General features: G+C 72.0%; 15 protein-coding genes. 5 read left to right on the top strand and 10 right to left on the bottom strand.

The features are described from left to right. Positions 1 to 175: 175 nt before the first annotated feature. On the bottom strand, positions 176 to 742 hold the full coding sequence (locus OG766_RS23875; protein ID WP_328726162.1) for a rhodanese-like domain-containing protein: 567 nt from the start codon (positions 740 to 742) through the stop codon (positions 176 to 178). Positions 743 to 819: 77 nt separating this feature from the next. Here OG766_RS23875 and OG766_RS23870 point away from each other — a divergent pair, with 77 nt between their 5' ends. Continuing rightward, positions 820 to 1,101 (top strand): metal-sensitive transcriptional regulator, encoded by a 282-nt coding sequence (locus tag OG766_RS23870; protein WP_010358257.1) that lies wholly within the window; start codon positions 820 to 822, stop codon positions 1,099 to 1,101. A 37-nt stretch (positions 1,102 to 1,138) separates the two neighbouring features. Here OG766_RS23870 and OG766_RS23865 read toward each other — a convergent pair whose 3' ends face one another. Genes OG766_RS23865 through OG766_RS23855 form a run of 3 tightly spaced genes read right to left on the bottom strand, consistent with a single transcriptional unit; the run spans position 1,139 to position 3,666 of the window. Beyond that, positions 1,139 to 1,891, bottom strand: coding sequence for a sulfite exporter TauE/SafE family protein (locus OG766_RS23865; protein ID WP_328726161.1), 753 nt, complete (start codon positions 1,889 to 1,891; stop codon positions 1,139 to 1,141). After that, on the bottom strand, positions 1,888 to 2,250 hold the full coding sequence (locus OG766_RS23860) for a rhodanese-like domain-containing protein (RefSeq protein ID WP_328726160.1): 363 nt from the start codon (positions 2,248 to 2,250) through the stop codon (positions 1,888 to 1,890). Before OG766_RS23860 ends, OG766_RS23865 begins: the two co-directional genes overlap by 4 nt. 39 nt (positions 2,251 to 2,289) lie before the next feature. Then, positions 2,290 to 3,666, bottom strand: a complete 1,377-nt coding sequence (locus OG766_RS23855; RefSeq protein ID WP_328726159.1) for an MBL fold metallo-hydrolase — start codon at positions 3,664 to 3,666, stop codon at positions 2,290 to 2,292. Between the two features lie 181 nt (positions 3,667 to 3,847). Between OG766_RS23855 and OG766_RS23850 the strand changes: the two genes are divergently transcribed. Further along, positions 3,848 to 4,237 carry a DUF302 domain-containing protein gene (locus OG766_RS23850; RefSeq protein ID WP_328726158.1) on the top strand — a complete coding sequence of 130 codons (390 nt, stop codon included), beginning with the start codon at positions 3,848 to 3,850 and terminating at the stop codon, positions 4,235 to 4,237. Between the two features lie 509 nt (positions 4,238 to 4,746). Further along, positions 4,747 to 5,817: an amidohydrolase family protein gene (locus tag OG766_RS23845; protein ID WP_328726157.1), complete on the top strand. Its 1,071-nt coding sequence runs from the start codon at positions 4,747 to 4,749 to the stop codon at positions 5,815 to 5,817. A gap of 122 nt (positions 5,818 to 5,939) precedes the next feature. Here the strand turns inward: OG766_RS23845 and OG766_RS23840 are convergent, their stop codons facing one another. Further along, positions 5,940 to 6,908, bottom strand: a complete 969-nt coding sequence (locus tag OG766_RS23840; protein WP_328726156.1) for a LysR family transcriptional regulator — start codon at positions 6,906 to 6,908, stop codon at positions 5,940 to 5,942. Between the two features lie 194 nt (positions 6,909 to 7,102). On the opposite strand from OG766_RS23840, the gene snpA reads away from it, so the two are divergent. Then, on the top strand, positions 7,103 to 7,798 hold the full coding sequence (snpA, locus tag OG766_RS23835; protein WP_328726155.1) for a snapalysin: 696 nt from the start codon (positions 7,103 to 7,105) through the stop codon (positions 7,796 to 7,798). Between the two features lie 90 nt (positions 7,799 to 7,888). Continuing rightward, on the top strand, positions 7,889 to 8,629 hold the full coding sequence (locus OG766_RS23830; RefSeq protein WP_328726154.1) for a hypothetical protein: 741 nt from the start codon (positions 7,889 to 7,891) through the stop codon (positions 8,627 to 8,629). Positions 8,630 to 8,642: 13 nt separating this feature from the next. Here OG766_RS23830 and OG766_RS23825 read toward each other — a convergent pair whose 3' ends face one another. The 5 genes from OG766_RS23825 to OG766_RS23805 all read right to left on the bottom strand — a co-directional run bounded on the left by OG766_RS23825 (position 8,643) and on the right by OG766_RS23805 (position 12,073). Further along, positions 8,643 to 9,089 (bottom strand): DUF6304 family protein, encoded by a 447-nt coding sequence (locus tag OG766_RS23825; protein WP_266382884.1) that lies wholly within the window; start codon positions 9,087 to 9,089, stop codon positions 8,643 to 8,645. 85 nt (positions 9,090 to 9,174) lie between these two features. Next, a complete protein-coding gene (locus tag OG766_RS23820; RefSeq protein ID WP_328726153.1) occupies positions 9,175 to 9,453 on the bottom strand; it encodes a hypothetical protein in 279 nt (92 codons plus the stop codon). A 124-nt stretch (positions 9,454 to 9,577) separates the two neighbouring features. Next, complete coding sequence (locus tag OG766_RS23815; protein ID WP_328726152.1) at positions 9,578 to 10,162, bottom strand: dihydrofolate reductase family protein; 585 nt, start codon at positions 10,160 to 10,162, stop codon at positions 9,578 to 9,580. A 138-nt stretch (positions 10,163 to 10,300) separates the two neighbouring features. Then, positions 10,301 to 10,909, bottom strand: coding sequence for a GNAT family N-acetyltransferase (locus OG766_RS23810; RefSeq protein ID WP_266382875.1), 609 nt, complete (start codon positions 10,907 to 10,909; stop codon positions 10,301 to 10,303). A 120-nt stretch (positions 10,910 to 11,029) separates the two neighbouring features. Then, on the bottom strand, positions 11,030 to 12,073 hold the full coding sequence (locus tag OG766_RS23805; protein ID WP_266384448.1) for a family 2 encapsulin nanocompartment cargo protein polyprenyl transferase: 1,044 nt from the start codon (positions 12,071 to 12,073) through the stop codon (positions 11,030 to 11,032). Between the last annotated feature and the right edge of the window lie 99 nt (positions 12,074 to 12,172).

The raw sequence follows: 12,172 nt of genomic DNA, 5'->3' as shown, positions 1-12,172 counted from the left end.
TTTCGCATCCCGGTAGGTGTCCGTTTGGGGATCACCCAACGAACAAGGCCGACCTCGACGGCCGGGCGGCGCCGACCTGTGTGATCGCCGTCTGGTCGATGCGCTCGACAGGACGGTGGATGGGACGGACCGCTCAGCGGGGCAGCGTTAGCGGTGCTACGGGGGTCTGGTGCCGTCAGCCGGTCAGGGCGGCGAGGGTGGCGTCCAGGTCGGCTGTCTTGGGCTGATTGTTGGGGAGCTTGGCGAGGATCTTGGCCATGCCGCAGGTGTTGGTCAGGGCGGAGAAGACCAGGCCGCCGGCGACGCCCGCGGACAGCCAACGCGCCGCGCTCCAGCGTTGTCCGGCAATGAGGCCGGTCAGGACGAGGGATCCGGCGGCGAGGCGGACCTGGCGGTCCATGACCCAAGGGGTGCGGGTGCCGGCGGGGCGGTGGGCGTCATGGCCGAGCTGCGTCCAGGCGGTGGTGCCGCCGGTGAGGGTGGCGGCGGTGATGCCGTGGCCGGCCAGGCGCCGGCAGGCGGTGGCGGAGCGGGCACCAGATGCGCACACCACGAGTAGGTCGCCGCGGCCGGCAGCGGTCTTCAGGGCGGGCAGGGCGGTATCGAGGTGGTCGAGGGGGACGTTGTGGGCGCCGGGCAGGTGACCGGAGGCATATTCGCCGGGGGTGCGCACGTCGATGACGGTCAGCTCGTGCAGGCGGGCGTTGGCCTGGTCGGCGGTGAGGGCGGTGGTGGGCGCCATGGGGGATTTTCCTTTACTTGGTTGGGGTTACCCCTTCGATAGGATACCCAAGGGGGTATCTCGAAGGAGTGTGGGTCGTGGAACTGGCGATGGCAGCTGAGGAACTGAAGACGGTGGTCAACCGGCTGCGCCGGGCGCAGGGCCAGATCGCCGGTGTGATCAAGATGATCGAGGAGGGACGGGACTGCGAGGACGTGGTCACGCAGCTCGCGGCGGCGTCCCGGGCATTGGACAAGGCGGGTTTTGCGATTATCGCCACCGGTCTGCAGCACTGCCTGACCGATGCGGACATGGCCGCTTCCGGTGACCGGGAGCAGATGCGCACCCGGCTGGAGAAACTGTTCCTCTCTCTGGCCTGAGCCGTGGTGCTGCGGCACCGAATCGCCGCCTGGCTCGTCAGGTGAGGGCGTCGATCAGCATGAAGGCAGCCACGGCCAGCAGCACGACGGCGAAGGTGCGCTGCAGGAGCGTGCCGGTGACCTTGGCTGCCAGGCGCTTGCCGTCCCAGGCGCCCAAGATCGCCGCCCCGGTGAAGGGGCCGATCACCGCCCAGTCGATGCCGACTGTGGTGGAGCCGCGGGTGGCCAGGGAAGCCAGCGAGTTCGCCGAGATGACCAGCAGGCTGGTGCCGACGGCGGCCTGCATCTCGAACGCCAGCACGGTGACCAGGGCCGGGACGGCGAGGAAGCCTCCACCGACCCCGAGCAGTCCGGTCAGCGCGCCCAGTCCAGCGCCGGTGCCGGCGGCCTTGGCGGGCCTCGTCCCGCTGGCTGCCGAGCCGGTGGCGGCGTCGCCGGGGCGGAGCATATTGACGGCGGCGAGTGCGGCGATGGCGGCGAACGCGGCAGTCAGCACGGGCTGGGGCAGGCGAGATGCGGCGGCTCCAGCGGCGGCGGCGGGCAGGAGTCCGGCTGCGGCGAAGAGGGCGCCGGCTTTCCAGCGGACGTTGCCGGTGCGGGCGTGGGCGTACAGGGCGGTGAGCGAGGTGGCGGTGACGATGATCAGGCTGGCGGTGGTGGCGGCGGCCGGGGTGAAGCCGAGCAGGTAGATCAGTGCGGGCACCGCCAGGACGCTGCCGCCCCCGCCCAGGGCGCCGAGCGCGAGTCCGACCACGGCCCCGGCGATCAGTGCCAGGATCAGCGCGCTCACGCTATGACACCGCCGCTGCCTCCCTGACCGGTGACCGGCAGGCCCGCACTTGCCCAGGCGGTCATGCCGCCGGTGACGTCGGTGGCCTGAACGCCGCGTCCGGTCAGCAGCTTGGCTGCCTGCTGGGAGCGGTGACCGGAGCGGCAGATCGTGACCGCCGGCTTGCCCTGCGCGGCTGCCGGGAGCGGCGCCCCGGCCATCAGGCGGGAAAGCGGCAGGTGCAGTGCGTCGGGCGCGTGCCCGGCTTCCCACTCCGGTGTTTCGCGGACGTCCAGCAGGACGGCGGTGCCGTCGCTGGTCTGCTGATGTGCCTGCTGGGGGGTGAGGCGGCCGGGGCCGCGGCGAAGAAGCGAGAACATCGTTTGATCACTTTCGTGCAGATGGCGCGGAAGGGCGTGTCAGTCGGTGCCGTCGGGGCGGGTGAGGGCCAGTCCCGCCTTGATGGCCGCGTCGAAGGCGTCGTCGACGGCGACCACGTCGCGGCCGGCGGCATCGAGCAGGGAGGCTGCGATCGCGGCGCGCATCCCGCCGGCGCAGTGCACCCATACCGTCCCGTCCGGTACTTCGCCGATGCGGCCGTGCAGCTCGTGGATCGGGATGTGGACCGAGCCGTCGATGAAACCGCCCGCGCGCTCGGAATTCCGGCGCACGTCCAGCACCACCACTTGCTCGCCGTGGCCGCGCACATCGGCGAGGTCGGCGAAGCGGGCACGCGGGAAGGAGGCGAGTTCCTCGCCCTCACGGACCCAGGCGGCCGGATCACCGGTGGCGGCGGCGGCCGGGCGGTCGATGCCCACCCGCGCCAGTTCCCGCTGCGCGGCGGTGATCTGCTCCGGGGTGTCGGCGAGCAGGGTGACGGGCTTGCCCCAGGGGATCAGCCAGGCCAGGTAGGTGGCGAGCTTGCCCTCGCTCTCGAAGTTGAACGAGCCGACCACGTGTCCCTCAGCGAAGGCCATGCGGCTGCGCAGGTCCACCACCCACTCACCCGCGGCCAGCCGGGATGCGATCTCCTCGGCGTCCGCACGCTTGGGCGGGGTGAGGTCGACCGGTGCGGGGCCCGCGGCGTTGGCCGGGCCCATGTGCGCGTAGTAGTCGGGCACGTCGTCGAGCCCGGCGAGCATCTGGGCAACGAAGGTGTCCACGTCCAGGGTCAGCGCGTCGTTGGCCTTGCGCTCCTTGCCGATCGTGGTCGCGTCCCCCTCGGCCTGGGATGAGGAGCAGAAGCTGCCGAACCCGTGGGTGGGCAGCACCGGCACCTCGTCGTCCAGCTCGTCGGCCAGCCGGTGGGCGGATGCGTGCTGGGCGCGGGCCAGCTGCTCGGTCAGCCTTGGTTCGACCAGGTCCGGGCGGCCCACGGTGCCGATCAGCAGCGAGCCGCCGGTGAACGCCGCCACACCGCGCCCGTCCTCGGTCAGGGCGTAGGAGGTGTGGTGCGGGGTGTGCCCGGGAGTGGCGATCGCGCGCAGCACCAGGCCCTCGTCCACCGTCACGGTGTCGCCGTCGGCGACGGGGGTGCGGGCGAACGACACGTGCGCCCCGGCCGGCACCAGGTACTGGGCGCCGGTGACGCGGGCCAGCTCCAGGCCGCCGGTGACGTAGTCGTTGTGTACATGGGTCTCGGCCACGAAAGCGATGCGCACCCCGCGACGGGCCGCTGCGGCGATGACCTGGTCGATGTCCCGCGGCGGGTCTATGACCACCGCGGCATTGGGTCCGCCGGCCAGGTAGCTGCGGTTGCCCAGGCCCTCGAATTCCAGGGTGTCGACGAAGAACACGACTCACGACTCCTCTCGAACGGTGTACCCCGGGGGGTATCGGACACTCACCCTAACAGCTATACCCAGGGGGGTATTCCGCGGGCGGAAGGCACCCCCCCCTCAAGGCATCGCCTGACACCCTGCGGGTACCCGGTGGGGTATAGAGGAATCAGTTGTTCCGCACTATCCGGGAGTGTCCGTGTCCTACGACCGCACCGTCCGCCTCGACGCCGACTTCGACACCGCCGTCATCGCCGTACGCAAGGCCCTGGCCGATCAGGGCTTCGGCATCCTCACCGAGATCGACGTCAAGGCCACCCTCAAGGCGAAACTCGGCCATGACATGGAGGACTACCTGATCCTCGGCGCCTGCAACCCGCCGCTCGCCCACCAGGCCCTGGAAGCCGACCGCAGCATCGGCCTGCTCCTGCCCTGCAACGTCGTCGTCCGCCGCGACGGCGACACCACGCTCGTCCAGGCCCTCGACCCGGGCACCATGGTCACCCTCACCGGCCTCGACACCCTCAAGCCCGTCGCCGACGACGCCACCGCCCGCCTGGACGCTGCCCTGGGCGCCCTGTCCGCGTAACCCCAGCGGGGCATCCCACGACAGCGTCAGCGCGCGGCCGCTGGCCTGCCTATGAGCAGCTCTGCCGCACACGGGTTGCGTTGTCGTTGCCTTTGGAGGGACGGGTAGCGCACCCAGTCCGCGCACAGTCCGCAGGACACCCGATCACGACCGTCGCACCCCATCGCCACCCAACATCAAAAGGCCAGGTCGGTGACCTGCAGCACCCATCGCCGCAGGTCACCGACCCAGCCCACTACTAGGAGACCAAGAAGGCCTGAGGCCTCACGTCCCCCGCTCCGACGCGGAACACGGATTCGGCCCCGCACCCTTCGGTGCGGGGCCGAACCTGTGAGGGCGTGGTGGCTCGGGTCGGGCAGTCGCTGGCGCCCGGCCAGCGGCGTGTGACACGTCAACGCCTGGGACAGCCGGGTGAGTTCCCTGCCCGTTCGAGCGCTTTCGTAGATTGGCCCCATGAGTTCATCACCGGCCGATGACGATCTGCGCCGCCTACGGGACGGCTTCGCCCGATGAGCGGCGAGCGAGCGGGACTGTCGCAGGTGCAGGGTGTGGTCCTGCCCGAGCGGGAGGAGCGTACGTTGTGGATCGACGGGGACCGGCTGCGCACCGGCCCCGCGCCGGGGGCGGACGCCGATCTCGTGGTGGACGGCGGCTTTCTGCTGCCGGGACTCGTCGATGTGCACACGCACCCCGGGACGGAGACGAGTACCGAGCCCTTCGACGACTCGGTGCTGCGCAAGCATCTGCTGCAGCACCGGGACGCCGGTGTCCTGCTGGTCCGTACGCCCGGGACCGCGGCGCGGATGCCGCAGTGGGTGGACGCCGACGAGGAGCTGCCCCGTGTCCGGTCGGCCGGGCGGTGGCTGGCGACGCCCGGGAGGTTCTTCCCCGGGTTCGGGCGCGACATCCGCGAGGACGAACTACTGGTGGCGGCGGTCGAGGAGGCCTCGGCGTCCTCCGGCTGGTGCAAGGTCATCGGTGACTGGCGGTGGGACGAGCCCGCCGTGCCGCTGGATCTGCTGACCGCGGCCGTGACGGCCGTGCACGCCGCCGGCGGCCGGGTCTCGGTGCACTGCCAGACCGCCGAGGGCGCCCGCAACGCCGTGCTCGCCGGTGCCGACAGCCTGGAGCACGGGATGCACCTCGATCCGGGACTGCTCGACCGGATGGCCGCCCAGGGCACGGCGCTCGTTCCCACACTCGGCGTCTTCGGCGCGAAGGCGGCGGCCTTCCGCGCCCGTGAGCGCACCCCCTACCGAGAGGACTTCCTCACCGGCTGGGAGGGCCTGCTCGCGAACGTCCGCTCGGCGTACGAGGCCGGGGTCACCGTCCTCGCCGGCACCGACAGCTTCCCGTGCGGGACGGTCGCGGCGGAGTCCGCCTGGCTGGCCCGCGCCGGCATGCCCGCCGAGGCGGCGCTGGGCGCGGCGTCGTGGACGGCCCGCGACTGGCTGGGGCTGCCGGGGCTGACGGACGGCGCGCCCGCCGATCTCGTGGCGTACGACACGGACCCGGCCCTCGACCCCGCGGTCCTGGCCCATCCCTCCCGGATCATCCTCCGCGGCCGCGTGGTCCGCTGACGCCACCTCGGGAGCGCGGCACCCCGGCGGACGGCACGCGGACAGCACACGGGCGGCACACGGGCAGGCGCCACGTCGGCGGACGGCCCATGCGGCGGGTGCCGGTGCGTGCGGACGACGGCTCACGCGGCGGGTGCGTGCAGCAGCGGGCTCTTGTTGCGCAGCAGCCACTGCCGGTACGGGGCGGCGCGCAGGGCCGCTTCGCGGTAGGCCGCGGCCAGTTCTGCGTAGAGGAGGGCGTGCATCTCCGTGTCGGCGCCCGGGCGCCGGTAGAGCAGCAGGCGTACGGCCAGCGGGTCGCCCCGCAGCGGGCGTATCGCCATGTCCTCGCGCGGGCCGGAGGTGGGCTGGCAGGGGGCGATCGCCTCGCCGACCACGATGAGGGACGCGGCGGTGTGGTAGTCCGCGTGCAGGACCGGCGGGTCGATTCCGGCGGCGGCCAGCACGCGGCGCAGGCCGTCCCATTCGCCGTCGACCGTCGGATCGACCATCCACCGGTCCTCGGCGAGGTCGGTCAGATCGACGACGGGGTCCGCGGCGGCCGGATGGTCGCGCGCCATGGAGATGAACTGCGGTTCGCGTTCGACGAGTACGCGCCGCGGCAGACCGTCGGGGACGAGCAGCGGGCAGCCCTCGACCTCGTGGACGAACGCCACGTCGAGGTGTCCTGCGGCGACCATGCGCAGCAGGACGTTGGCGGACACGTTCATATGGAGGGACAGGTCCATGCCGTCGGGCAGCCGCTGTCTGAGGCGGCGCAGCCAGCCGGCGAGGGCGCGGCTCGCCGTGGAACCGATCCGCAGCCGGCGGTCGTCCAGGCCGCGGGCCACGGCCGCCCTGGTCTCCGTCAGGAGCGCCGACATCCCGTCGATGAGCGGGCGGGCGCGGCTCAGCACCGAGCGGCCGAGCGGTGTGGGCCGGCAGCCGGTGCGTTCGCGCAGGAACAGTTCCCCGCCGAGGGTGTTCTCGATGCGGCGCAGCTGGGTCGTCAGAGAGGGCTGGCTCATCCCCAGTTGCCGGGCCGCCCGGTGCAGGCTGCCCGCGTCGGCGATCGCGCACAGCACTCGCAGGTGCCTCACCTCCAGTTCCATACCACGAGCCTAGAACGGCACCCCGAGTCACACCAGGCACCCGTGTCGCAGTAATATCCGTGAAATTCTTGCTGGTTGACGCTGGTCGTCGCCGTGATGCCCTGGTGCTATCGGCAGTTGGCATCATCCGCGCGGGGTCGCGTTCCCCGACACTCTCCCCAACCGAACCCCCACTCGGACGAGGAGAACCCCCCATGAAGCACCCCGAGCGACGCCGTCCCAGGGCGCTACTCTCCGCCGCCCTCGGCCTCGGCATCGCCGCCGCGCTGACCGCCGCCGTTCCCGCCACCGCGAGCCCCGCCACCGCGAGCCCCGCCACCACGAGCGCTGCCGTCCCCACCGGCGCGGTCTCCTCGGCAGTCGCGTACGCCGGCTCGTCGGAGGACGCCAGGGCGACCAAGGCCTTCTTCGACGCGGTCGTGAAGTCGGTCGCCGAGAAGCGCGCCGCGAACCCGGGCGCCCAGGCCGTCACCGTCGTCTACAGCGCGAGCAACGCGCCGAGCTTCCGCTCGCAGATATCGAGCAGCACGCAGATATGGAACGGCTCCGTCTCCAACGTGCGGCTGCAGGAGGGCGGCAACCCCGACTTCCAGTACTACGAGGGCAATGACCCGCGCGGCTCGTACGCCAGCACGGACGGGCACGGCAACGGCTACATCTTCCTCGACTACCAGCAGAACCAGCAGTACAACTCCACCCGCGTCACCGCTCACGAGACCGGCCATGTGCTCGGGCTTCCCGACCACTACTCCGGCCCGTGCAGCGAGCTGATGTCGGGCGGCGGCCCCGGCACGTCCTGCCAGAACGCGAACCCCGACGCGGCCGAGCGCGCCCGCGTCGACCAGCTCTGGGCGAACGGCCTCGCCGCCGCCCTCGCCAAGGTCTCCTGACCCGCCGCGACCTCACGGCGCCCCGTGCCCGGGATCCGCAACCCGGGCACGGGGCGTTCTCCCGTCCTGCGCCCTTGGTAGCGTCGGGCGGTGGATCACGACAGACCCGTCCGACACGACGGACCCGACGGACCCGACGGACCCGACAGAGGCGACGGGCCTGACGGACGCGACGGCCCCGACGGCACGCGCGACTTCGCCGGTGAGTTCGAGACGCACGTGACGATCGGGACGCCTCAGGACGATCCACGGAGCGTCGAGGCATTGGCCCGCTGGGCGAAGAGCCACGGGATCAAGTTCACCCACATCCTGCTGGCCCGCGGCCGTACCCCCTCCCAGCCCATGCTCACCCTCTCCGACACAGGCACGCTCACCGGGCAGCGGCGCACGGCACGGGCCTTGGCGGAGCGGCTCACGGCGGCCGGATTCCCCGTCGTACGGACGAAGATCGAGGCCGCGCCGTGGAACGACGGCGTGCCGCGCACCGCCGAGGACGCCCGCGGGCTGCCCGGCCACTGTCACTTCGAGCACCACGTCAAGCTGCGGCTGCCGTACGGGTACGACGCGGCGTTGCTCGCCGCCGTGTCCGAGCGGCACGACGCCCATGTCTCACGCAACGCCCGCCGTGTCCACGCCGACGGCGTCCAGGAACGGTTCGTCACCCAGCGGGTCCACGGCAGCGGCCGGCCCGCCGCCCGCGCCGCGCTGGAAGGACTGCTGGCGGCACTCACCGCCGCCGGCTTCGAACCCTCCGAGACCGAGGAGGAGTTCGTCGTGGAGGACGACAATCCGGGCGTGGACGCGGGCTGGCTCGGGTTGCCTCACCAGTGACCTGCCGCGCGGGTCAGGCGCTGGTCGCCAGTCGCTGCCCGAACTCCGCGCCCTCCGGCAGCTGCCGCCGGATCCGTCCGAGCGCCTCGTCGAAGTCGCCGCCGGCGATTCCGGACTCGTACGCCGCTCCGCCGAAGTGCAGGGTCAGACTCAGATCCACCCGGTCCGGCGCCCCGTCCGGCCCGGGTCCGCCGATCGCCAGGAGGCAGCTGAGCGTCGCCTGCCCCACCGTGCCGTCCAGGGTGACGGGCAACGGCATGTCCCATTCCAGTACGCAGCCGGCGAGCGCCTCGCCCGAGTCCGCCGCGCCCAGGGCGCCGAAACTCGGACCCTCGTACTCAACTCCCCTGATACGGGTGCGTACTTTGTGCCCGCTCGCCGCGACCGTGAGGGCTATCGCTTCAGCACCCTGGCGGTCCCGGTACCAGCCGGTCCAGACTTCCGTCGACTCCGATGACATGGCGCGGACTGTAGCGGTACGACCGGCTCCGCCGTACATCCGGTCGCCTCTCGAACGCTTCTGCGTGGATTGGGCCCGGATCGGGCTACGCGGGCGACCCCTTGGCCGGGCCGTCGGCCGGCTCCTCGCTCGTGCCCTTCGTGCCGTCCGCTTCCCTTTCACGCCCCGCTTCACGCCCCGCGCCCGGCGCGGCATCACTGCCGCGCGCGCAGTCGGGGTTGTGACAGGGGCCGGGATCCCACTCGGGAACGAACACCCCGAGTACCTTGCGCCGTTTGATGACGGAGCCGACAGGCTGTCCACAGGTCGAGCACACGTACTCGCCCTGCGGGCGGCGGACGGTCCGACGTCCTTCGCTGCCCATGCGTCCAGGATAGATCCGCGCACGCAGGACGAACAGCGCTCGCGCGGCGCCGGGTCCCCTCCCGGCCCGCCCGTCGCCGCGTCGGCCTCGCCGTCGCCCGCTGCGGCTGCCGCTACCGCTACCGCTACCGCTTCCTGGTGTATTTCCGTACGAGCACGCCGTTGCCGAAGGTGCGCACCCAGTCCAGGGCGAAGTCGGTGACGGCGAAATCGGTGCCGAACATCGGCATGCCGGCGCCGTACACCTGCGGATACGTCTTGATCACCAGTTCGTCGATCTCGTCGAGCAGCTCACCGGCGATCTGCGCGCCGCCGCAGAGGTAGATGTCGAGTCCGCCCTCCTCGGCCTTGAGCTCGCGGACCTTGCCGACCAGATCCTCGGAGATGATCTCGACACGGGGATCGGGGGACTTCTCCAGGGTGCGCGAGGGGACGTACTCCCGCAGATGCGCGTACGGGCTGGTGATGCCCATGTCCAGCGCCAGCTGATAGCTGGCGCGGCCCTGGATCAGGGTGTCGAAGTGTCCGTTCTCGGCGTCCTGGATGCCCAGCGCCTCACGGCCGTGGACCGGGATGGTCTCCGGGTACTCCGTCTTCAGGAACTCCAGGTACTCCTCGTCCAGAAGGCCGAGCATGGACGAGGCATCGCCGTTCGGGTCTCCGATGAAGCCGTCGATCGAGCAGGCGATGAAGTAGGTGAGCTTGCGCAAACCGGTCCTCTGTTTCTGTCGGAAGCTGAACCACTCCGCCTATAGTGCTCCAGGTGTAGTGGTTGCGCAAGCGTCTTTCCCGGAAGGCATGTTGATGGGGACCTCCAGCGCGCCCGCGGCGTGACCGGGCAAGGCCGACTACTCCGCGGCGGGCCCCGATGCGGGCTCCCGCCACATGGGCCACATCGTCGGCCCGTCGGGCAGCACCACCGTACGGTCCGTGAACGCGAAGCCCAGCCGCTCGTACAGCTTGCTGCTGCGGGCGTTGCTCGCCTCCAGATAGGCGGGCAGGCCCTCCCGGTCGCAGCGCTCCAGCGCGGGCGCGAGCAGCGCCGTGCCGAGGCCCTCACCCTGCCGCTCCGGGGAGACGGCGATCAGCAGCAGATACTCGTGCGCCCTGCCCGTCGGATGGGCCTCACCGGTCAGCCGGCCGACGAGCTCGGCACGTTCGTTGTCCGGGTCGGCGATCTCCCGCATCCGTGCGGGGGTGTCGTCCTCCTCCTCGGGCGGGTCGGCCGGCACCTGCAGCCAGAGCGCCGCGGCCGTACCGTCCTCGGCCATGTCGACCCGGCCCTCGGCGAGCGCCGCCTCCAGGAAGACCCCGAGGAAGACGCCGTGCACCCTGCGGCGGTGCGCCTCGTCGGGGAAGACCCAGCTGCTGACCGGATCGTGCATGAAGGCCTCGTCGAGGAGCCGCACCACCGTCTCCCGGTCGCGCTCGCCCGCCTGCCGTATCCGTACGCCCATGTCCGGGCCGCCTCTCCGTGATCGCCAACCGGCCGCTGTGATCTTAGAGTTGGGGCCCGGACTCGCGCACGTGATCCGGACGCCCGGATTCAGGCTGCCCGGGATTCAGGCTGCCCGGGCTCAGCGGGTGCGTCGGGTGACGAACTCCGCCAGCGAGAGCAGATCCCCTGCCGCCGCGAGATCCGGGACCGCGCGCGACAGCTGCTGCACCGCCCGGGACATCCGGTCGGCCGCCTGGAGCTGCGCCCAGTCCCGGCCACCGGCCCGCTCCACCGCCTCGGCGGCGCGACGGACGGTCCTGGAGTCCATCGGCCCGCCGTACAGCTCGGCCAGCTCCGCCGCGGCCCCGGTGCCGGAAGCGAGGGCGGCCACCACCGGCAGCGACTTCTTGCGCGCGGCCAGATCGGCGCCGGCCGGTTTGCCGGTACGGTCCGGGTCGCCCCAGATCCCGATCAGATCGTCGATGAGCTGGAAGGCCAGCCCCGCCTCCCGGCCGAAGGCGTCCATCGCCGCGATCTCCTCCTCTCCCGCGCCCGCGTACAGCGCGCCGAGGGCACAGGCGCAGCCCAGCAGCGCCCCGGTCTTGGCCGTCGCCATGGCGAGGCACTCGTCGAGCGAGACCTCGTGCGGCCCGCGCTGCTCGAAGGCACAGTCCGCCTGCTGACCGGCGCAGAGCTCGATCACACAGGCGGCGAGCCGGGCCGAGGCCGCCGCGGACGCGGGATGCCGGTCCTCGGCCAGCAGCCGCAGCGCGAGGGCCAGCATGGCGTCACCGGCGATGATGGCGTCCGGGGTGCCGAACACCGTCCAGGCGGTGGGCCGGTGTCTGCGCGTCGGGTCCTCGTCGATGACGTCGTCGTGGAGGAGCGTGAAGTTGTGCGCGAGCTCCACCGCGGCCGCGGCGCGCACGGCGTGCCGTGGGTCCCCGCCGAGCGCCCGTGCCGCGGCGAGCACCAGCGCGGGCCGGATCGCCTTGCCCGCCGACCCCCCGGCCGGGGTGCCGTCGGCGTGCTCCCAGCCGAAGTGGTACATCGCGACACGGCGTATGGAGCCGGGCAGTGACTCGACGGTGTCCCGCAGACGGGGATTGACGGCGCTGCGGGTGCGTTCCAGGAGCGCCGCCGCCTCATGGCCTTCGGTGGCGGTGGCGTCCGTGCTGGTCATGGTCACGGTCACGTCCTCTGGTGAAGCTGGTGAAGGGGGCGGGGCAGGGGCGGCGCCGGGCCGCCCCCGCCGGATCCGGGCCGGCGGAACGGCGCCGGG

It is taken from the genome of Streptomyces sp. NBC_00259 (assembly GCF_036181745.1).
In the GTDB taxonomy this organism is placed as follows: domain Bacteria; phylum Actinomycetota; class Actinomycetes; order Streptomycetales; family Streptomycetaceae; genus Streptomyces; species Streptomyces pratisoli.
This window is presented reverse-complemented; position numbering and strand designations above follow the sequence as displayed.